Origin of the sequence: Streptomyces sp. NPDC048106 (assembly GCF_040706415.1) — a bacterium.
Taxonomy (GTDB): domain Bacteria; phylum Actinomycetota; class Actinomycetes; order Streptomycetales; family Streptomycetaceae; genus Streptomyces.
In genome coordinates this window covers 1-21,140 of record NZ_JBEZND010000045.1, presented here as the reverse complement: position 1 = coordinate 21,140, position 21,140 = coordinate 1, and the positions used below count along the sequence as shown (strand labels likewise).

Genomic DNA, 21,140 nt, shown 5'->3' with positions numbered 1-21,140 from the left:
GAGGGGAAAAGCCGGCCTTGCCGCAGCACATCACCACCGAATTTCCATGCTCGTTCTCACAGCGGCGGCTCTGGTTCCTGGCGCAGATGCCCGGTGCGGGCGAGGCGTACCACATGCCGCTGGCGTACGAGCTGCGGGGACCGCTGGACCGCGGCGCGCTGACCCGGGCGCTCGACCGGCTGGCAGACCGGCACGAAGCGCTGCGCACCCGCCTGGTCGCCGTGGCCGGCGAAGTCTTCCAGCGGATCGAACCGCCCGGCAGGGGCTTCCCGCTGCGGGTGCACGACCTGACCGGCCGCCCGGACGCGGAGGACCGGCTCGACGCACTGCGCCGGGAGGAGGCCACCGCGCCGTTCGACCTCGCCCGGGGCCCGCTGTTCCGCGGTCGGCTGGTGGCGACGGCCGCGGACCGGCACGTCCTGCTGGTCACCGCCCACCACGTCGTGTCGGACGGCTGGTCGACCGGTGTGTTCACCCGGGAACTCGGTGCGCTGTACGCGGCGTTCCGCGCGGGCGGGGACGATCCGCTGCCGCCGCTGCCCGCGCGCTACGCCGACCACGCCGCCTGGCAGCGCGAACGGCTCTCCGCCGACACGGTCGCCCAGCAGTCCGCGTACTGGCGCGACGCCCTCGCGGACGCGCCCGTCCTGCTCGACCTGCCGACCGACCGTCCGCGCCCGGCCGAGCAGGATCACCGGGGCGCGCAGCTGCGCGTCGAGTTCGACGCGGAACTCATCGCCTCCCTGAGGACCTTGAGCCGGCGCAACGGCAGCACCCTGTTCATGACCCTGCTGACCGGGTGGGCCCTGGTGCTCTCCCGGTGGTCCGGGCAGACCGATGTGGTGATCGGCACGCCCACGGCCAACCGGGGCCGAGCCGAACTCGAAGCGCTGATCGGCTTCTTCGTGAACAGCCTGGCGCTGCGCGTCGACCTCTCCGGCGAACCGTCGGTGGCCGAACTGCTGAAGCGGGTACGGGGCGTGACGCTGTCGGCGCTGACCCACCAGGACCTGCCGTTCGAGCAGGTGGTGCAGGTGGTCAAGCCGCCCCGCAGTCCGGCCCACACGCCTTTGTTCCAGGTGATGTTCGCCTGGCAGAACACCGAGGGCGGCGAGCCGGTCCTGCCGGGCCTGGACGTGACACGGCTGGAGGAGTCCGGTGCCGGGGCCAAGTTCGACCTGGCCCTGTCCCTGGCGGAGGAGGGCGACCGCGTCGTAGGCACCCTGGACTACGCGTGCGCGCTGTTCGACCGGGAGACGGTGGAGCGGCACTGCCGGCAGCTGCGGCGGGTGCTGACCCAGATGGCCGCCGATCCGGAACGGCCGGTGTCCTCCCTGGAGCTGCTGTCCAAGCGCGAGCGTGCCCAGGTGCTGGACGACTGGAACGACACGGGACCCGCCGTCCCCGCGGTACCCTTCCCCACCCTGTTCGAGGAGCGGGTGCGCACCACCCCCCTGGCGGTGGCGATGGAGTTCGGCGCGGTCTCGCTGACCTACGCGGAGCTGAACGCCCGGGCGAACCGGCTGGCCCGGCACCTGGTCGGGCTGGGCGTACGTCCCGAACGCCTGGTGGCGGTGGCCCTGCCCCGGTCGGTGCGGTGGCTGGTGGCGATCCTGGCGGTGCTGAAGGCCGGTGGCGCCTATCTGCCCGTCGACCCCGCCTACCCGGCCGACCGGATCACCTACATGCTCACCGACGCCGACCCGGTCTGCGTCCTCACCGACGCGGCCACCGCGCGGACCCTGCCCGGCGCGACCGCCCCGCTCCTCCTCCTGCCCGACACCGACACCGACCCGCTCCACCCTGCGACCCCGCCCCACCCTGCGACCCCGCTCCACCCCGCGACCCCGGCCCAGCCCGCGACCACGCCCGCTCCCGCCCACGCCGCGGACGCCCCCGCCCACCCCGCCGATGCCCTCGATCCGACCGACGCCGATCGTGGTGCGCCGCTCCGGGCGGTATCGCCGGCGTACGTCATCTACACCTCCGGTTCGACCGGCCGGCCCAAGGGTGTGGTCGTCACCCACGCCGGTGTCGCCGGGCTCTGCGCGAGCCAGATCGAGCGGCTGGCCGTCACCGCGGACAGCCGGGTGCTCCAGTTCGCCTCGCCCGGCTTCGACGCCGCCACCTGGGAGGTGTGCATGGCGCTGCTGTCCGGCGCGCGGCTGGTGATGGCCCCGGCGGACGAACTGCTGCCGGGCGAGGCCCTCGCCGGGGTGCTGCGCCGACACGCCGTCACCCACGCCACCCTGCCCCCGACCGCGCTGGCGGTGCTGCCCGACGACGCCCTGCCGGACGGGATGACCCTCGTCGTGGCGGGTGAGGCGTGTCCGCCGGCCCTGGTCGGGCAGTGGTCGGCCGGCCGCCGCATGATCAACGCGTACGGCCCGACCGAGACCACGGTCTGCGCCACGATGAGCGACCCGCTCTCCGGAGCCGTGACCCCGCCCATCGGCAGGCCCGTGGCCGGCACCCGGGTCTACGTCCTCGACGCGCACCTGCGGCCGGTCCCGCCCGGCTTCCGCGGCGAGCTGTACGTCGCCGGCGCGGGCCTGGCCCGCTGCTACCTCGGCCGGCCGGAACTGACGGCGGAACGTTTCATCGCCGACCCCTACGGCCCGCCCGGCACCCGTATGTACCGCACCGGCGACCTGGCCCGGTGGCGCGCGGACGGCCGGCTGGAGTTCGTCGGACGCGCCGACCACCAGGTGAAGGTGCGCGGCTTCCGTGTCGAACCCGGCGAGGTGGAGGCCGCACTGCGGGAGCAGCCGGGCGTCCTGGAAGCCGCCGTACTGGCGGAGCCCGACGAGGCCGGCGGCACCCGTCTGATCGCCGGGGTCGCCCGCGACGGGGCCGTACCCCGGCCGGCGGCCGAGTGGCGTGCCGCGCTCGCCCGCCGCCTCCCCGCCTACATGCTCCCCGAGCTGGTCGTCGAGATGCCGCGGCTGCCGCAGACCCCCCACGGCAAACTCGACCGCGAGGCGCTGCTGGCACGGGCGCGGACGGCCGGGCCGGCCCAGGTCAACACCTCGACCCCGCGTGACCACATCGAGCTGGCGCTCTACCGGATATGGAAACGGCTGCTGCTCCACCCCGACATCGGCATCCGGGACGACTTCTTCGACATCGGCGGGACATCGATCTCCGCCATCCGACTGGCCCACGCCGTCCGCGAGACGTTCGGTGAGCCGCTGCCCGTCCGCGACATCATGCTGCACCCGACCATCGAGGCGCTCGGCGGACGGCTGCGGCAGGGAGCCGCGGCCCAGCCCCCCGGCAACCTCATCGCCTTCCGCCAGGGCGACGGGTCCCGCCGCGTCGTCTGCGTGCACCCCGGCGGCGGTACGGCCTTCTGTTACCTGCCGCTGGCCAGGGCCCTGCCCGAGGACTGCGGCGTCTACGGCGTCCAGTCCCCGGGGCTGAACCCCGGCGAGGACTTCCTGCCCACGGTCGAGGCCATGGCGGACGAGTACCTGCGGCTCGTCGAACCACTGCTCGACGGACGACCACTGGTGCTCACCGGCCTCTCCTTCGGCGGCCTGGTCGCCCACGAGATGGGACGCCGGCTGGCCCTGGCCGGGCACACCGAGCTGAGCGTGGTCCTCCTCGACACACACGGCGGCGGCGACGACGGCGCCGCGCGCGCCGCGATCGAGCCGGTCCCGATGGCCGAGTTCCGCGAGAAGCTGGTCCGGTTCAACGGCATGTACCCCGGCATCGAGGACGAGCAGATCGAGCGGTACCACCGGGTCTACAACCACAACCGGACGGCCGCGAGCGCCTACCGGGCGCCGGCCACCCCGGCCCGGCTGGTCCTGTTGCAGGCCATCCGAGGACTCGACGAACCGGCGGTGCGGACGGCCGCGGACCACTGGCTCCGCCGCGTCGGCACCGGCCGCCTGCGGGTGGAGCATCTGGACTGCGACCACTGGGAAATCCTGGAACCCGCCGGAATCCCGCGGGTGGCCGCGCTGCTCGAATCCGAGCTGGTCCGGTCGGCGACCCGCCCCGTACCGAACGAGACCGGGCCCGGCCTGGCGGGGAGAGCATGATGGAACCGACACCCACCGCACCGACCGCACCGGTCGCGCACACCGCACGGATCGCACCCACAGCTCCGGCCCCGGCGGCCGGTCTGGCCGCGAGCGTGCTGGCCCAGGCCCGCCGCACCCCGGACGCCGTCGCCGTGCTCGACGGCGCCCGGCGCCTCGACTACGCCGGACTCGAAGTTGCCAGCGCCGCCGTCGCCGACAGCCTGCGCCGCCGTGGCGTCCGGCCCGGCCAGAGCGTGGCGGTCTGCCTGCCGCGGTCCTGGCAACTGGTCTGTGCCATGCTCGGCGTCCTGCGCCTGGGCGCGGTGGTGGTACCGCTCGACGCGCAGAGCCCGCCCGGACGGCGCGGCCACATCCTCACCGACTCGGCCGCCGTGGCGCTCATCCACGGCGAGGTCGTACCCGACGGCCTGCCGGACGGCGTGACGCCTCTGGCGGTCGCCCACCTGCTCGCCGCCACCCCGGTCCCCGCCGAAACCGCTGCGCCAACGGCCCCTGCCCCCGCCGCCCCCGCGCAGGCCGCCCCGGTCGGCTTCGTCTTCTACACGTCCGGCACGACCGGCCGGCCCAAGGGCGTCGAGGTGCGGGACGCCGGCATCCTGCGGCTGGCGCTCCCCGGTTACCTGCGGCTGCCCGAGGGCGCGCGCTACGCCTGCCTGTCCAACCCCGCGTTCGACGCCCTCAGCTTCGAGGTGTGGGTACCGCTGCTGACCGGCGGCTGCTGCGTGATCTTCGACGACGAGGTGGTGCAGACCCCCGACGTGCTCGCGGCCGAACTGCGGCGCCGGCGCATCGACACCCTCTTCATGACCGTGGCGCTGTTCAACACGGTCGTCGACAGGGTCCCGGACTGCTTCGCCGAGGTCGGCCAGGTGCTGGTCGGCGGCGAGCAGCTCAACGCCCCGCTGATCCGCCGCTGGTACCGGGACAACCCCGCGAGCCCCACCCGGCTGCACAACGTGTACGGCCCCACCGAGGCCACCACCTTCGCCCTGTGCCACCCCATCCCCCGCGACTTCGACGGCGACGTGGTGCCCATCGGCCGGCCGCTGCCCGGCACCGAGGCACTCGTGGTGGCCGACGGCGCGCGGCCGGCCGACACCGGGGAGCCGGGCGAACTCCTGCTCGCCGGGGACGCGCTCGCGGCCGGCTACCGGAACCTGCCGGAGGAGACCGCGCGCCGCTTCGTCCGGCTGGACCGGCACGACGGCGGGCGCACCCGGTGCTACCGCACCGGCGACCTGGTCCGGCGCGGCGCCGACGGCCTCATCGAGTACGTGGGCCGCGCGGACCGCCAGGTGAAGGTGCGCGGCTTCCGCATCGAACCCGGGGAGCTGGAACGCCACATCCTGACCCACCCGGCGGTGCGGCAGGCGTACGTCTGCACGCGCCGGGACGAGCAGCAGGGCGTCAACGAACTGCTGGCATACCTGGTACCGGGATCGGCCCTCGACTTCGACGACTTCGACCGCCATCTCGCGGCCGGGCTGCCGCCGTACATGCGACCGCACCGCATCCACCTGGTCGACGAACTCCCGCTGACCGCCAACGGCAAGACCGACCAGGCCGCCCTGCTGCGGCGCGACGACGAGCAGCCCTGGCGACGCGCCGATGGCCCGGCCGCCGCGACCACCGGCGCCACCGCGACGCAGCGTCGGATGCTCGACCTGGCGCGCCGGATCCTGGGCGTACCGGGACTGTGCTTGGACGACCGCTGGATACCCAGCGGCGGCGACTCGCTGAAAGCGCTGCGGCTGCGCTCCGAGGTGCGTCGGCTCTGGGACCGCGAGCTGCCGCAGAGCCTGGTCCTGCGGGCGGACCTGGCGGAACTCGCCGCCGCCGTGGAGGACGGACGCGGCACGGACCGCTCGCCGTACCCGGCGCCCCCCGTCCCGGCGGACGCCCGCTGCGCGCCGGCCACCTCCGAGCAGCAGCGGCTCTGGCTGCTGCACCAGCGCGACCCCCTCTCCCGCGCCTACGACGTCACGCTGTCCTTCACCGTCCGCGGCACCGTCGACAGCGCCGCGCTGCGCCGTGCGCTGCGCCGGCTCGTGGTGCGCCATCCGGCGCTGCGCACCGCGTTCGAAGCCACCACCGAAGGACTGCGCCAGGTGGTGGGCGAGCCGTACGACCCGTGGACGGAGCCGACCGGGGACCCCGGCGGGGGCGAGGGCGGCCACGGCGACCACGCCCGCCGCTTCTTCGCCACACCGTTCGACCTGGCCCGCCCGCGCCTGCTGCGGGCGAGCTGGCTCCCGGACGGCGAGGGCGGCGTACTCCTGCTGCACCTGCACCACATCGCGGTCGACGGCTGGTCGCTCAACGTGCTCTTCCGGGAACTCTCCGAGGAGTACGCGGCCGTGCCGGACGAAGACAAGGGCGAGGGTGCCCCCGCCGACGTGCCGACCCCGCTCGACTTCGCCGCCTGGCAGACCGACTGGCACACCCGGCCGGACTACCGCACCCAGCGCGCCGAACTGCGCACCCACTACGCCCGGGCCGACGAGGAAGCCGAGCCGGCGGCGGTCACGGCGCCGTGGGAACCGCTGCGGCCCGTAGCCGACACCGCGGGGCGCCTGCTGCGCACCTCCCTCGACCCGGTGCGCCTGACCACCCTGGACCGGCTCTGCTCCGCACTGGGCCTGACCCGTTTCCAACTGCTGCTGGGCGTCTTCGCCTGGAGCCTTTACGGCGTCACCGGCCGCTCGCGGCTGCGGGTCGCGAGCCCGGTCGCCAACCGGCCCGTGCGAGAGTTCGAGGACAGCGTCGGCATGTTCGCCAACACGGTGCTGCTGCCTCTGCGGGTCGCGCCCCGCGAGACGCTGCGCGCCGGGCTGCTGCGGCACGCCGCCGCCGCACAGGCCGTACTCGACCGGCAGGACGTGGCCCTCGCCGACGTACTCGCCGACCGGGACGCCCACGGCGACGGCACGCCGTTCGACTTCCTGTTCGTCCTGGAGAACACCGACTTCTCCGCGCTCGCCCTGCCGGGCTGCGACGCGCGCCCCGCATGGCCGGAACCAGCCCACGCCAAGTGCCCGCTGACCCTGTCGGCGGTCGAGCACGCCGACGGCTTCGACCTGCTCTGGGAGTACGCCGACGGCCACTTCGACGCCTCGGAGGTGCGGGCCATGGCCGACCTCTTCCAGGACGCGCTGGACCGGCTGGCGGGGGAGCGGGACAGCACCGTCACCGACCTGGTGACGCCGTACCGGCACAGCCTTCCCGACCCCGGCCGCCCCACCGCCACGCGGCAGACCGACGCCACTGTCGCCGAAGCCTTCGCCAGGCAGGTCCGCCGGACGCCCATCGCCCCCGCGCTGGTGTCCGGCGACCGCACCGTCAGCTACGCCCGGCTCGACACCCACGCCGCCGCGCTGGCCGCCGAACTGCTGGAGCGGTTCCCGGCACCGCCCGCGGACGACGACCGTCCGCGCGCCATCGCGCTCCACCTCGACCCTTCCGTCGAACACGTGGTGGCGCTGCTCGCCCTGGCCCGCCTCAACATCACCGCCGTACCGCTCGACCCCGGCTACCCGCCGGCCCTGCTGCGCCAGATCCTGGACCAGGCACGGCCGCTGTGCGTCCTGGTCCCGCCGGGAGGCGAGGCCGCGCTCGACGCGATCGCCCCGCCGCACCTGCCCCGCCACCCGGTCCGGCTGTCCACCGCGCCCGCCCCCGCGACACCGCCGCACCAGGGCCGACGGCCGCTGTACACCCTGTTCACCTCCGGCTCCACCGGCACCCCCAAGGGCGTGCAGGTGGCCGACCGCACCCTGTGCAACCTCCTCCAGTGGCAGCGCGAGTCCGGTGACCTGGCCGCGCCCGCCGTCACCCAGCAGTTCTCCATGCTGTCCTTCGACGTCTCCTTCCAGGAGATCTTCGGCACCCTGTGCGGCGGCGGCTGCCTGCACCTGGTGCGCCCCGGCTGGCGTCAGGACCCGCCCGCGCTTCTGGCCCAGCTGGAGTCGGCCGGCGTGGAACGCGTCTTCATGCCCTACGTCGCGCTGCAACTCCTCGCCGAACACGCCGTCCACCTCGGCCGCTACCCCGCCCGGCTGCGCGAGGTGATCACCGCGGGCGAGCAGTTGCTGTGCACGGACGCCATCCGCCGGTGGTTCGCCGGAATGCCCGGCGCCCGCCTGTTCAACCACTACGGCCCGACCGAGACCCACGTCGTCAGCGCCCTCTGTCTGGACGGCGACCCGGCGCAGTGGCCGGAACGCCCCGCGATCGGCCGCCCCGTCGCCAACACCTGGCTGCGCGTGGTCGACGAGGCCGACCAGCCCGTACCCCCGGGGCGCCCCGGCCGGTTGCTGATCGGCGGGCCGCTGGTCGCGCCCTGCTACCTGGGCGACGCCGCGCTCAACCGTGCTCGGTTCACGGAACTGCCCGGCCTCGGGCTGTTCTACCGCACGGGCGACCTGGCCCGGTTCGACCACGACGGCCTGCTGCACTACCTGGGGCGCGACGACCAGCAGATCAAGTTCAGCGGCCACCGGCTGGAGCTCGGCCAGGTCGAGGCCGCGCTGCTGCGCCACCCGGGGATCGTGGCCGCCGTGGTGGTGCGGGACGGCGAGCAGCTGGTGGCCTGCGTCCAGTGCCGCGACGCGTCCCCCGCGCCGGAGGAACTGGCGAGCCACCTGGCCCCGCTGCTGCCACCGCACGTACGCGTCCAGCGCTTCCGTCGGCTGACGGCGCTGCCGCGCACCCCCAGCGGCAAGCTGGACCGCCGCACGGCGCTCACCGCGCCCGGCGAGGAACTGACCCCGCGCGCCGCCGCCGCGCCCCGCCCGTCCTCGCTGGAGGGGCGCCTGAGCGAGCTGTTCGAGGCGGTGACCGGCACACCGGTCCAGCCCGAGCAGCGCTTCTTCGAGGCGGGCGCCTCCAGCCTCGACCTGATGCGCTTCCACCTGCGCTGCACCACGGAACTGGGGCTGCCGCTGACCGTCGCAGACCTGTTCGAACACGTCACCGTCCGCCGTCTGGCCCGCTTCCTGACCCCCCTGCTCCCGCCCTCCTCCGCCCCCGCGCCCCGGCCGTCGGCGACCGTGACCGAGCCACCGGCGTCCCCGCCCCGGCCGTCGGCGATCGCGCCCCAGCCGTCGGCGGCCGACGAACCCGTCGCCGTCATCGGCATGGCGGTGCGGCTGCCCGGCGCCGACGACCTGGCCGCCTTCTGGCGGATGGTCCGCGACGGCGGCATCGGCGTCGAGCACTTCGACGCGGCGGACGGCCTGGTCGGCGCCCGCAGCCAGATGGCCGGGCTGCTGGCCTTCGACCCGGAGCACTTCGGCATCAGCCGCCGCGACGCACGCCTCATGGACCCCCAGCAGCGCCATCTGCTGATGAGCTGTGTCCAGGCGCTCGCCCACGCCGGCATCGCCGACCCCGCCGGGCAGCGCGTCGGCCTGATCGCGGCCTGCGGGGAGAACACCTACTTCCAGTCGATCCTGCGCGAGGCCGATCCGGCACACCTGCCCGACGGCTTCCAGATGGCCCTCCACCACGAGAAGGACTTCCTCGCCACGAAGGCCGCCTACCACCTGGGCCTGACCGGACCGGCGTTCACCGTGCAGGCCGCCTGCGCCAGTTCGCTGGTGGCCGTCCACCTCGCGGCCGGCCTGCTGCGCCAGGGCGACGCCGAGGTCATGCTGGCCGGGGGAGTGCTCGTCGACACCCAGCTGACCGACGGCTACACCTACCAGCCCCAGCACATCTTCTCCGCCGACGGACACTGCCGGCCCTTCAGCGACGATGCCGGCGGCACCATCGGCGCCAGCGGCGTCGGTGTGGTCGTCCTCAAGCCCCTGCGGCTCGCGCGGCGCGACGGCGACACCGTCTACGCGGTGGTCACCGGCTCGGCCCTCAACAACGACGGGGCCGGCAAGCTCGGCTACAGCGCCCCCTCGCTGGCCGGCCAGCGCGAGGTGATCCGGGCCGCCCTGCGGCGCGGCGGCCGTACCGGCGCCGACATCGGCTACGTCGAAGCGCACGGCACCGGCACCCAGCTCGGCGATCCGGTCGAGGTGGGCGCGCTGCGCCAGGCCCTGGACCTCGACACGCCGGACAGCTGCGCGCTGGCGTCGGTGAAGAGCCAGATCGGTCATCTGGGCGCCGCGGCCGGGGTGGTGGGACTCGTGCGGGCCGCTCTGGCGGTCCACCACGGTGTGCTCCCGCCCAACGTCGGCTTCCACCGCGTCAACCCGCGGATCGGCGACCTCGCGCCGTTCCACGTCCCCACCGAGGCCCGGCCCTGGCCGGCGGGCCGGCCGCGAGTGGCGGCCGTGAGCAGCTTCGGCATCGGCGGCACCAACGCCCACCTGCTGCTTGAGGAGGCCCGGGTCCCGGCCGCGCCGCCGGCCGCCGTGCCCTGTCTGACGCTGTCCAGCAGCAGCGCGGAGGGCCTCGGCACCGACGCCGCGCGGATCGCGGACTACCTCGAAGCCCGCCCCGAGACCTACCCCCAGGTGCTGCGGCACCTCCAGGCCGGACGTCCCGCGCATCGCTGGCGGCTGGCCGGGGTCTGCCCCGACGCCGCCGCCGCGGTGACCTGGCTGCGCACGGCGGCCGGCATCGAGGCGGCACCGGACGGGGAGGGACTGTCCGCCGCCGGCCGTACGGCCCGGGAGCTGGCCGACGCCTGGCTGGCGGGACGGACCGTCCACTGGCCGTCCGGACCGGCACCGGCCCCCTGGGACTTCCCGCCGCCCGCCTTCCGGCTGACCGACCACGACTTCCCGCGCACCCCCTCGGCACCCGCGCCGGAGTCCGCGCCCGCACCCCGTTCCGTACCCGCACCGGCCGACGGCCCGCGGCGGCTGCCCGAAGCCGAGTGGCTGCACCAGCCGCACTGGGTGCGGCTGCGGCGGGCCCTGCCCGCCGCTCCCGCCGCTCCCGCCGCTCCCGCCCGCGACCTGCTGGTGGTGATGACGGCCGAGCCGCTGCCCGAGGCCGCCGTACAGCCGTTGCGGGCGGTCTACGCCCGGGTGGTGCGGGTCGCCGCGGCGGACGACTTCGCCCGGCTGGCCGACGACGCCTACCAGGTCGACCCGGCCGACCCCGGCTCGCTGGACCTGCTCCTCGACGCACTCGCCGACGTGACCTGGGCCGGTGTCGACTGGCTGCACGCGCTGCCCCTGGCCGTCGACGGGGCGGTGGGCGAGGAGTCGCTCGCCCGCGCCCACTGGGCCTGCGTCGACACCCCGGCCGCACTGCTGCGGGCGATGGCCGGCCGGACGGAGGCGGGGCCGCTGCGCGCCTTCTGGCTCTCCCACCGGGCGCAGCCCGTGGAGGGCGGTGTGGAGCGACCGGAACTCGGCCTCCTGGCCGGCGTCTGCGAGGTGGCCCGCCAGGAACGCGGCGTCGCCGGGCGCTGGCTCGACCTGCCCGGTATCGGCCTCGCCGACTGGGCGCCGCTGCTGGCACCGGTCCTCGCGGAGCCGGACCCCTCCGCTCCGGAGCAGCACCGGTTGGCGCTGCGACAGGGCTACTGGTGGCGGCAGACCCTGCTGCCGGTCACCGCGCCGCCGGGGACCGCCGGGCTTGTGGCCGCCGGGGACGGCGTCCACGTGATCCTGGGCGGCACCGGCGGCATCGGCGGCACCCTCGCGGCCTGGCTGCTGGAACGGACCGACAGCCGGGTGATCCTGGTGGCCCGGCGGCCGTCCCTGCCGGACCGCCTGGCACCCTGGGCGGACCGGGTCCGGATGGTCGAGGCAGACCTGGCCGAGCAGCCGCCCGGCGTGGTGCTGGCGACGATCGAGCGGTACACCGACCGGGTCGACGGCGTGGTCCACGCCGTCGGCGAGGCGGCCGGGAACCTCATCGTCCGGCGCGACGGCGCCGCCATGCGCCGGGCCACCGCCGCCAAGCTGAACGGCGCCCTGCTGGTCGAGTCGCTGATCGCGCGCTTCCGGCCGGAGTTCGCCGCGTACTGCTCGTCCATGGCGGCCCTCTTCGGCGGCGTCGGGCAGCTCGACTACGCGGCGGCGAGCGGTCTGCTGGACGGCTTTGCCCGCCACCGGGCCGCCCCGGCGGAGACCACGCTGCGGCTCGGCATCGACTGGGACGTCTGGCACGAGGCCGGGATGGCCCGGCAGGCGCTGCGGTCGGACACCCGTCACCAGGCACATCTGGCGGTCGGCCTCGACGTGGCCGAGGGCAGCCGGGTGTTCGAACGGGCCCTGCGGCTGCAACTGCCGCAGCTGCTGGTCTCCACCACCCCGCCCGAGCAGGCCCGCGGCTTCTACGAGGCTCCCGCCGGAGCACCGGCCCCGGCACCGCAGGAGACCAGGGCCCGCCCCGAGGAGACCCCGCCCGCCGAACGGCTCACCGAGCACCTGTGCCGCTGGCTGGGGCTGGAGGAGCTGGACCCGGACGCGTCCCTCTACGACCTGGGCGCGGACTCGCTCACCCTGCTCGACCTGATCAGCGAGGTGAAGCGGCACTTCGGCATCGACCTCGAACTCTCCCGGATGAGCCACCGGGTGAGCCTGACGGAGGTGCTGGCACTGCTCGGCGAATCGGTGCACGCGGAATCGGCGCACGCGGAAATGGAGGTGTCCGTCGAAGCGGCCCAGGCGGAATCGGCGCACTCCCGACCGGCGCGGGCCGAATCCGCCACCGACCGACAGGTGTCCCTTGAGGTGTGGCAGCGGGGCACCGGGCGCGACCTGCTCTGCCTAGTCCACCCGGTGGGCGGTGACATCCAGGCGTACCGGGCCCTGGTATCGGCGCTCGACCCGCGCCTCACCGTCTGCCTGATCGCCGACCCCGCCCTGCGCGGGACCGCGCCCCCGTGGTCCCTGCCGGAACGGGCCCGGCACTACGCGGCGGCCCTGCGGCAGCGCTTCCCGCGCGGCGAGTGGCGCCTGCACCTGGCCGGCTGGTCCTTCGGCGCCTGGGTGGCGCTGGAGATGGCCGCGCAGGCGGAGACGGACGGCCGGGCGGCGGACGGCCTCTTCCTCATCGACCCGCCCCCGCCGGGTGCCGGGCCGCGCTTCGCGGACTACGACGAGGCCCGTATCGACGCGGTCTTCGCCCACGAGCTGGGCACGGGCGGCACGGACGCGGCGCCGGGCCGGGCGGCGCAGGAGTACGCCGAGCGGCTGGCGCGCTGCTGCCGGGCCAACCTCGCGAGCATGGCGGGGCACGAACCGCCGCGCCTGACCGCGACGCCGAGCCGACTCTGGCTGGCGGCCCTCCCGGTGGCCGGACTGCCCGCGCTCGGCTCCGCCGACGAGCAACTGGACCTGTGGCGGGCCCACCTGTCCGGGTCGGCGCACCGCCGCGTCCTGGACACCGACCACTACGGCATCGTCCGGCCGCCCCACGTGCGGACGGTGGCCGAGGAGATCAACGCGGCGGCAGCCGCCCCGGACACCGCCGACGCGCCCCCGGAAGGAACCTGAGGCCCCCCGTGCACGAGCAGCAACACCCCCACCAGCAGCACCCCCACCCGTACCAGTCCCTGCCGTCCCGCTCGTTCTGGCGGTCCGCCGTGGCCGAGCCGGAGCCCTCCGCCATCGGAGACCTGTGGACCCCTCGGTTCTCCCTCGGTCAGGACGACCCCGTCCTGACCGCCGGCTCCTGCTTCGCCCGCCACATCGGCCCCGCCCTGCTCGACCGGGGCATGAACTGGCGGGTCACCGAGCCGGCGCCGCCGGGACTCACCCCGGCCGAGCGGGAGAGCCGCCAGTACGGCGCGTTCTCCTTCCGCACCGGCAACATCCACACCGCCGCCGCGTTCCGGCAGTGGCTGTCCTGGGCGAGCGGCGAGACCTCCCCGCCCGACGAGGTCTGGTACGAGGACGGCCGCTTCTTCGACCCGTTCCGCCCGTCGCTCGAACCCGACGGCCACGACTCGGCACAGGCCGTGCTGGCCGCCCGCCGGACGACCCTGGCGGCCATCGGCGGCGCCCTCGCCGGCGCCGCCTGCCTGATCCTCACCCTCGGTCTGACCGAGGCATGGGAGAACCGGGAGACCGGCGCCGTCTACCCGGTCTGCCCCGGCACCGTGCGCGGCACCTTCGACGCCCGGCTCCACGCCTTCACGAACGCCGCCTTCGCCGAGGTGCACCGCGACCTGTCGGCGGCCCTCGGACTCGCCCGCGCCGCCAACCCGGCCCTGCGCGTCGTGCTCACCGTCTCGCCCGTACCGCTCACCGCCACCGCCACCGGCGGCCACGCGCTCACCGCCACCACGTACTCCAAGTCCGTGCTGCGCGCCGTCGCCGGGCAACTGGCCCAGGAACACGGTTACGTCGACTACTTCCCCGCGTACGAGGTCATCACCGGCGCGCCCTTCAAGGCGGCGTTCTACGAACCGAACCTGCGCACGGTCACCCCGGACGGCGTCGCCTTCGTCATGCGCCAGTTCCTCGGCGCCCTCACCCCACGCCCCGCCGCCGGCCCCGGCCCCGACCGAGGAGAGGACATCTGGTGCGATGACGCCGTACTCGACTACTACGGTCCCCGCTGACGCCCCGGCCCCCGCCAGGTTCCTGCTGCTGGGCGACTCGCACGCCGGACCGGTCGGCCGGGCGGCGCGGGAGGCGGGCATCCCCTTCCACGGCGGACCGATCGGCGCCGGACGGGAGTTCACCGCCGAATTCTTCGACGTCCGCGGCGACGACATCATGTTCCGCAAGCCCGAGGCCGACCGCTACTACCGCCGCTTCCTGGCCGGGCTGGACGTCCAGGCCCTCGGCGAGCTGACCGTCCCACTGGTGTCGACGCTCGGGTTCAGCACCCACTTCGTCGCCACCGCCGAGAACTGGAAGGTCTACCGGGTACGCGGCGCGTTCCCCCCGGGCTTCCTGTCGGGCCGGCTGTTCGACGACATCGTCCTGTCCATGTCCCGCGGCGCGCTGGCCTTCTACCGCCGGGCGCGTGAACTCGGACTGCGCACACTCGCGGTGCTGCCGCCGCAACGGGTCCCCGGCCACGCCGACCCCGAGGTCTTCCGGGCCGCGCAGGACACCCTCCGCCGGGCCGTGCTCCCGCTCGGCGTGGAGATCGTCGACGTGCGCGACCGGAGCACCGACGCCACGGGTGCGCAGCGTCCCGAGCTGTGCGAGCCCGACGACACCATCCACGGCAATCTGGCCTTCGGCCGGATGATCCTGGCCGACCTGCTGACGCGCGGCCTGTGACCCGAACCGCCCCCCGTACGAGGAAGACGCAGAAGGACACCATGGAGAAGTTCGTACTGGACGCCGTCGAGCACATCACCACCAGGCCCAGGACGGTCTACGAGACGATCGCCGCCGACCCGCTGACCCCGGTCGTCGGCGCCGAAATCACCGGCGTCGACCTCACCCGTGAACTGCCGGACCGTCAACTGGCGGAGATCCGGCACGCGTTCCTCGAACACCACGTGCTCGTCTTCCGCGACCAGGCGCTGTCGGTCGAGGACCACAAGCGGTTCGCCGCGCACTTCGGTGAACTCCGCCCGCTCCCGGTGGCCGTCCCGGAGGGCCGCGACCCGGTCGTCCTGGAGATCAGCGCCGACAAGGACTCCACCGACGTCGACGGCCACGGCTGGCACGCCGACGGCACCTCCAATCCCGAACTGGCCCTCGGCTCGATGCTCCACATCACCCGCACCCCGGACATCGGCAGCGGCGGCGACACCCTCTTCGCCAACATGCACCTCGCCTACGAGATGCTGTCCCCGGCGATGCGGGCCTTCCTCGACGGCCTGACCGCGGTCCACGACGACGCCGTCGCCTGGCAGGGCCACACCCCTCCGCAGGGCTACGTCCTGCTCAGGAACGAGCACCCGGTGGTGGTGCGCCACCCCGAGACCGGCCGCAAGCTGCTGTTCGTCAACCCCGCCTACACCTCGCACATCCCGCAGCTGTCCGGCGCGGAGAGCAAGGCGCTGCTCACCATGCTGTTCGACCTGGTCGCCCGCACGCCGATGCTGAGCTGCCGGGTCCGCTGGACCCCCGACACGCTGGTGTTCTGGGACAACCGCAGCGTCCAGCACCACGCCGTCTGGGACTACTACCCCCACGCCCGCCACGGCCGTCGGGTGGCCATCAAGGGCCGCCGGCCCGAGGCGTGAGGTCCCGCGGCCGGCGGGGCGCCGGCCGCTCCCGCCGGGCCGGGCGGGTCAGGAGACCGTGCGGGTCAGGGCGTCGAGGAGCCCGTCGGCCAGCCGCCGGTGGGCCGACCGCAGCCGTGCCTCCCGCTCCTCCCTCTCGCCGTCCTCGTCCGGGGTCGCCGGGTGCTCGCGGCCGGCCCAGGCCAGGGCGCACACGTGCACCTGGGCGAAGGGGAAGGTCTCCGCGTAGGCGTGTACGTCGGCCGCGGCCCAGGCCGCCGCCGTCGCACCGGCGTGCGCCAGGGCGTTGCCGTCGGCGAACGACGCGGCGTTGGCGCCGGTGTTCGACTCGGCGTAGCTGCCCGCGAACTCGGCGGCCCGATCGGCCCCGTAGTCGTTCGCGACGGCGTACGCGTGGGCCCCGGCGTACGCGTCGGCGAAGGCGTCCGCGTAGGCGTAGGCGAGGCGGTAGGCCACCCGCAGGGCGGGCCCGAGCACGGCTTCCCACTCGGCCGCCGTGACGCGCTCGCCCGCCAGGGCCCGCAGATGCAGCTCCCGTACCGCTTCCTGCGGCCCCGCCGGCCGGTCCCGCCGGACGCTCGCCTCCGCCAGCATCGGCGCGACGGTGTGGGCGTGCCAGTCGTGCACGACGGCGAACGGCACCGGACCGGCCAGGCGGGCGAGCGCGCCGTGCAGCCGCAGCGCCCAGTCCCTCGCCACGGCGCCGTCCTGGCCGTCGTACAGCACCGCGCTCACCTGCCACAGCCAGTCGGGCAGAGCGGGATCCGAAACCGGACCGGCGGCGGCCATACCGGCTCCGAGCCGGGCGAGCAGCCGGTCGGACGACGCGGCGGCGACCGGGGAAGGGCTCATACGGTTCTCCTGTCGGGGGACGGGGCACAGCGCGCGCGGACGCGGCGGACGCGACGGCCGGGTCGCGGGCGGCCCGCGCAGCCTAGGAACGCCGCCGCACGGACTCCACCGACCGCGCGCACCCTGCCCGAAAGGGCACGGTCCATGCCCGCATGGCGCGAAGTGCCAGGTCACGCGGGGGCGCGGGGCGGGCGTGGTGGACCGCGAGACCGGCGCGTTCCTACAGTGGATCACTGGCCCCCGGGCGCACCAGCCGGTCGCGCACCGCCCATGGCAGGGAGATCGCCCTCTCAGGGAGAAGCAAGCGCATGAGCGGCAACCAGACCGGAGCGGAAGCCGACCCGCAACCGACGGCGTCCGCCCGCGCGGGCACCGCGCGGTCCATGGGCCGGCCCGGCGCCCCTCGCCCGGACGCGGCCCGTACGTCAGCCGGGCCCGGCCGGCGGCAGCAGGCCCCGGTGGCCCCCCGCCCCGCCACGCCGCGCGGTGGACCCGCGGCACCGTCCTGCCCCGACGCACGCCCGACGCCCGGACAGCCGGCCGGGACCGGGGCGACGGCCGCCCGCCCCCCCGGCGCCCGGGCGTTCACCGCCCACCGCGCGGGCCGGGCGTGGTTGGTCTCCCCGGCCGGCACCGCCGATCCGCGCGCCCTGTCCTTCGCGGCCGGCCTCGCCCCGGACCCCGAGTACACCGTCCTGGTGGCCGACCTGCCCGACGACGTGGACGACGCCACGCTGGAGCGGATGGCGCGGGCCGTGCCCGAGGGGGACGGCGGCCTCCGGCTGATCTTCGGCCGGCCGCCCCGCCCCGGGGCCGTGGCCGTGGCCCGGTGGCTCGCCGACCAGCTGGGCAGGACGGTGCTCGCGGCGGACGGCGCTCCGCTGCCCACCCCCGGCGGCGGCCTGTTCATCGGCGCCGACCGCGGCGCGGGATGGGTACGCTGCGCACCCGGCCTGCCCGACGCGCGGGACTCCAGGGCCTTCCCGAAACCGGCGTGGGAGTCCGCCCTGCCCGATGGGCCCTGGTCGCTCGGCACGACCGTGGCGGAACGGCTCCCCGCGGGCGTCTGGCTGCGCCCCGAGGCGCCGGACACCGGCCTGGACGAACACCGCACGTATCTGACCGGCCGGCCGGCGGTCTCCGCCGGACTGCTCACCGTCGTGGCCGGCGTCCCCGGGGCGGCGCCGTTGCCGCTGGCGGACGTCGCCCGGTTCTGGCAGGGCCTGCCCCCGCACGTACGGTCGGCCGTGCGGTTCGTCTGCTACGGACCCGCCCGCCTGAGCGGCGGACGGCACTTCGGAGACGTCCTCGCCCAGGTGGTCGGCGAACCCGTGCGCCTGTACAACGGCATGCCCGACGGAACCGGCGACGGCGCCGAGGTGCTGCTGGTGCGGGCGGACGGCTCGCCCGGCCGCCCGCTGCTGGGACAGGAGTTCGTCCACCAGCCGCCGGCCGGCCCCGCCGGGCCGCCGCCGACGTACGCCGTGGCGCACCGCTGGCCGCTCGGCGACCTGGAGGAGACCAGCCCCGGCACATACCTCCTCGCGCCGGACGCGGTCGTCGAGGTGGTGCCCGGCGGCCTGTGGGTGCGCCTGCCGCAGGACCCCCCGTACGCGGCCGAGGTGCGGTCCGGCGACCCGGAGCCCGGCCGGGAACGGGTCCTGTGCGACGCCGACTCCGAGGAGGAACTGCCCCGGCTGCGACGACTCGCCGCGGACCTGGTGGCGGGTTTCCCGCCCGACCTGCGCCGAGCGGTGCGCCTGGGCGTCTGCCGCCCCACCAGCCCGTCCCGCGGCCGGCCCGCGGCGGGCTCCGGCCCGCGGGCCCACGACGCCCCCGCCACCGGCGGGGCCCGGCCGCACACCGTCCCGGACAGCGGCCACGAGGGCTCCCTGTCCGTCGCGGCCGAGGTACTGCGCCGGCATCCCGAACTCACCCCGGACCCGCCGCAGCCGGACGCCGTCGCCGGTCTCGCGGCGGTGCTCCGCCGGCTGGCGGACAGCGAGGGGCCGGACGGCACCGGCACCGAAGCGGCGGCCGGTCCGGCGGAGCCCGACGGCGAACTGCTGCGCACCGGACTGCGGATGCTCCCCGTGCACCGCGGGGCGACCGGTCTGCGGGCCACGCTCGACGAGGCGGTGCGGCAGTGGTACGCCGGGCAGCCGCTCGTGACCGACCCCGACGTGTGCGAGGCGTCCGCCCTGGGCCCGGGCGACGGACCGGGCAACACCGACTTCCTCATCTGGTCGGTCGACGGCCGCCGCACGGACCTGCTCGACCCGCTGTGCCCGGACCGGGTGCTGTTCCTGCCCGGCTCCCGGTTCCGGGTGCTCAGGCCGGAGCCCGGCACCTTGGGCGTCGTCCTGATGCGCGAGGTCGGACCCGGGCAGCCGGCGCAGGACGCGGAGCTCGACCGGACGGCGGTACGCGAACTGACCCGGGCGTGGCGCGACTGGCGGGGCGGCGCCGGAACCTGACGCCGGGTCCGGCCCGTACCGGGGGACCCCGCGGTTTGTTCGGACAGATCCCCTGGCCTAACGGGCACGGTGACATCGGCACGCTGGCGGGCGCCCGCCGGCCGCCAGAAGGATGACGCGCGGGGGGCGGCTCCCTTCGACGGCGACCGGGGCGATCCGCGGCGCCCGGGAAGCGGCCTCCCCGTTCCCAGCCGGGCGAACCGCCCCTTCGCGCGACACACCGGGACGTCCCGCGTCACCGGCCGAGGGTGCACCTCGCAGGCTGCCGAACCCGATGGAACTGGCCACCGGCTCCTGGAAGGCGTGCCCCATGTTCAACGCACTTCTCCGCCGCCCGCCCGGGCGGTACAGGGAGAAGCAGAAACGAGTCGCCCTCGGCGTTCTGATCGCCACGCTGATGACAGCGGTCGTGGCGGTCCCCGCGCTCGCGGGAGTGGACGGGGACCCCGCCCCGTCCACGGCGTTCGCCCACCCCGGGGTGATGGAGAGCAGACCGCAACTGGACTTCGTACGGGAGAAGGTGCAGGCGGGGAGCCAGCCCTGGAAGGGCGCGTTCGACCAGATGATGGCGAGCCCCTATGCCTCCCTGTCCCGCGAACCCAGCCCCCGGCAGACGGTGGAGTGCGGCTCGTACTCCCAGCCCGACAACGGGTGCACCGCCGAGCGGCAGGACGCGATCGCCGCGTACACCGACGCCCTCGCCTGGTACCTCACCCAGGACGAGAAGTACGCCCAGAAGTCCATCCAGATCATGGACGCCTGGTCGTCGACGATCACCGCCCACACCGACAGCAACGCGCCGCTGCAAACCGGCTGGGCCGGGTCCATGTGGCCGCGCGCAGCGGAGATCATCCGCTCCACCTTCACCGGGTGGCCCCAGGCCGATCGCTTCGCGACGATGCTGCGCGATGTCTACCTGCCCGAGGTCATCAAGGGCTCGGACAGCAACGGCAACTGGGAACTGAGCATGATGGAGGCCGCGGTCGGCATCTCCGTCTTCCTCGACGACCGGACCAGCTACGACCAGGCGGTGGCCCGCTATCTGAAGCGGGTCGCCGCCTATGTCTACCTGGACTCCGACGGCGCCCTGCCCAAGGCGGCGCCGGGAGCCGTGGCCGACAAGTCGGCGACGGTCGACTTCTGGCAGGGCCAGTCCACCTTCACCTCCGGCCTGACCCAGGAGACCTGCCGCGACCTGACGCACACGGGGTACGGCATCGCCGCGATCTCCCACGTCGCCGAGACCGCCTGGATCCAGGGTCAGGACCTGTACTCCCAGGTGGGTGAACGCCTGAAGCAGGCACTGGAGTTCCAGTCGAAGTACGCGCTCGGCGCGGCCGTGCCGTCCTCCGTCTGCGGCGGCAGCCTGAAGCAGGACCTGGGGCCCGTGACGGAGGTCGGGTACAACGCCCTGCACACCCGGATGGGCCAGGACATGCCCGAGACCGGCAAGCTCACCGAGCGCAACCGCCCCGCGGGGACGAACGACCTGTTCGTCGCGTGGGAGACGCTCACCCACGCCGACAACACGGCCGGCCCCGGAACCACGCAGACGTCGGCGGCCACGCCGGTCGCTTCCCCGGTCACGGGCGCGCCGGCGCCGGACGCGTCGAACGGGTCGGGTTTCCCGTCGCGGTACGCGGCGCCGTACGTGGAGACGTGGGGCTCGCCCGACGAGTTGGAGAA

The 21,140-nt window shown here is 75.0% G+C and carries 7 protein-coding genes and 1 pseudogene; 7 read left to right on the top strand and 1 reads right to left on the bottom strand.

From position 1 onward, the window contains the following. The first annotated feature begins 17 nt into the window (after window positions 1-17). Genes AB0927_RS33320 through AB0927_RS33300 form a run of 5 tightly spaced genes read left to right on the top strand, consistent with a single transcriptional unit; the run spans window position 18 to window position 16,125 of the window. Window positions 18-4,052, top strand: coding sequence for an amino acid adenylation domain-containing protein (locus tag AB0927_RS33320; protein ID WP_366671540.1), 4,035 nt, complete (start codon window positions 18-20; stop codon window positions 4,050-4,052). Further along, window positions 4,049-13,465: an amino acid adenylation domain-containing protein gene (locus AB0927_RS33315; protein WP_366671539.1), complete on the top strand. Its 9,417-nt coding sequence runs from the start codon at window positions 4,049-4,051 to the stop codon at window positions 13,463-13,465. Before AB0927_RS33320 ends, AB0927_RS33315 begins: the two co-directional genes overlap by 4 nt. 8 nt (window positions 13,466-13,473) lie before the next feature. Then, entirely contained in the window at window positions 13,474-14,535 is a 1,062-nt protein-coding gene (locus tag AB0927_RS33310; RefSeq protein WP_366671538.1) for a GSCFA domain-containing protein, read from the top strand. Then, the gene (locus AB0927_RS33305) at window positions 14,501-15,208 is read left to right on the top strand and encodes a hypothetical protein (protein WP_366671537.1); all 708 of its coding nucleotides are present in this window, start codon (window positions 14,501-14,503) and stop codon (window positions 15,206-15,208) included. The genes AB0927_RS33310 and AB0927_RS33305 overlap by 35 nt, the downstream gene beginning before the upstream one ends. Window positions 15,209-15,249: 41 nt before the next feature. Further along, window positions 15,250-16,125, top strand: a complete 876-nt coding sequence (locus tag AB0927_RS33300) for a TauD/TfdA family dioxygenase (protein ID WP_366671536.1) — start codon at window positions 15,250-15,252, stop codon at window positions 16,123-16,125. A 48-nt stretch (window positions 16,126-16,173) separates the two neighbouring features. On the opposite strand, the gene AB0927_RS33295 is transcribed toward AB0927_RS33300, so the two are convergent. Further along, window positions 16,174-16,977 (bottom strand): SpcZ, encoded by an 804-nt coding sequence (locus tag AB0927_RS33295; protein WP_366671535.1) that lies wholly within the window; start codon window positions 16,975-16,977, stop codon window positions 16,174-16,176. Window positions 16,978-17,285: 308 nt separating this feature from the next. Here AB0927_RS33295 and AB0927_RS33290 point away from each other — a divergent pair, with 308 nt between their 5' ends. Both AB0927_RS33290 and AB0927_RS33285 read left to right on the top strand, forming a co-directional pair. Beyond that, on the top strand, window positions 17,286-19,454 hold the full coding sequence (locus AB0927_RS33290; protein ID WP_366671534.1) for a hypothetical protein: 2,169 nt from the start codon (window positions 17,286-17,288) through the stop codon (window positions 19,452-19,454). A 397-nt stretch (window positions 19,455-19,851) separates the two neighbouring features. After that, window positions 19,852-20,988 (top strand): annotated as a pseudogene (locus AB0927_RS33285) (alginate lyase family protein); the annotation flags it as partial. Window positions 20,989-21,140 lie beyond the last annotated feature (152 nt).

Bases quoted from the DNA above. Each gene is read 5' to 3' on its own strand.
- AB0927_RS33290 (WP_366671534.1), top strand. From the start codon at position 17,286: ATGAGCGGCAACCAGACCGGAGCGGAAGCCGACCCGCAACCGACGGCG.
- AB0927_RS33315 (WP_366671539.1), top strand. From the start codon at position 4,049: ATGATGGAACCGACACCCACCGCACCGACCGCACCGGTCGCGCACACC.
- AB0927_RS33300 (WP_366671536.1), top strand. From the start codon at position 15,250: ATGGAGAAGTTCGTACTGGACGCCGTCGAGCACATCACCACCAGGCCC.
- AB0927_RS33295 (WP_366671535.1), bottom strand. From the start codon at position 16,977: ATGAGCCCTTCCCCGGTCGCCGCCGCGTCGTCCGACCGGCTGCTCGCC.
- AB0927_RS33305 (WP_366671537.1), top strand. From the start codon at position 14,501: ATGACGCCGTACTCGACTACTACGGTCCCCGCTGACGCCCCGGCCCCC.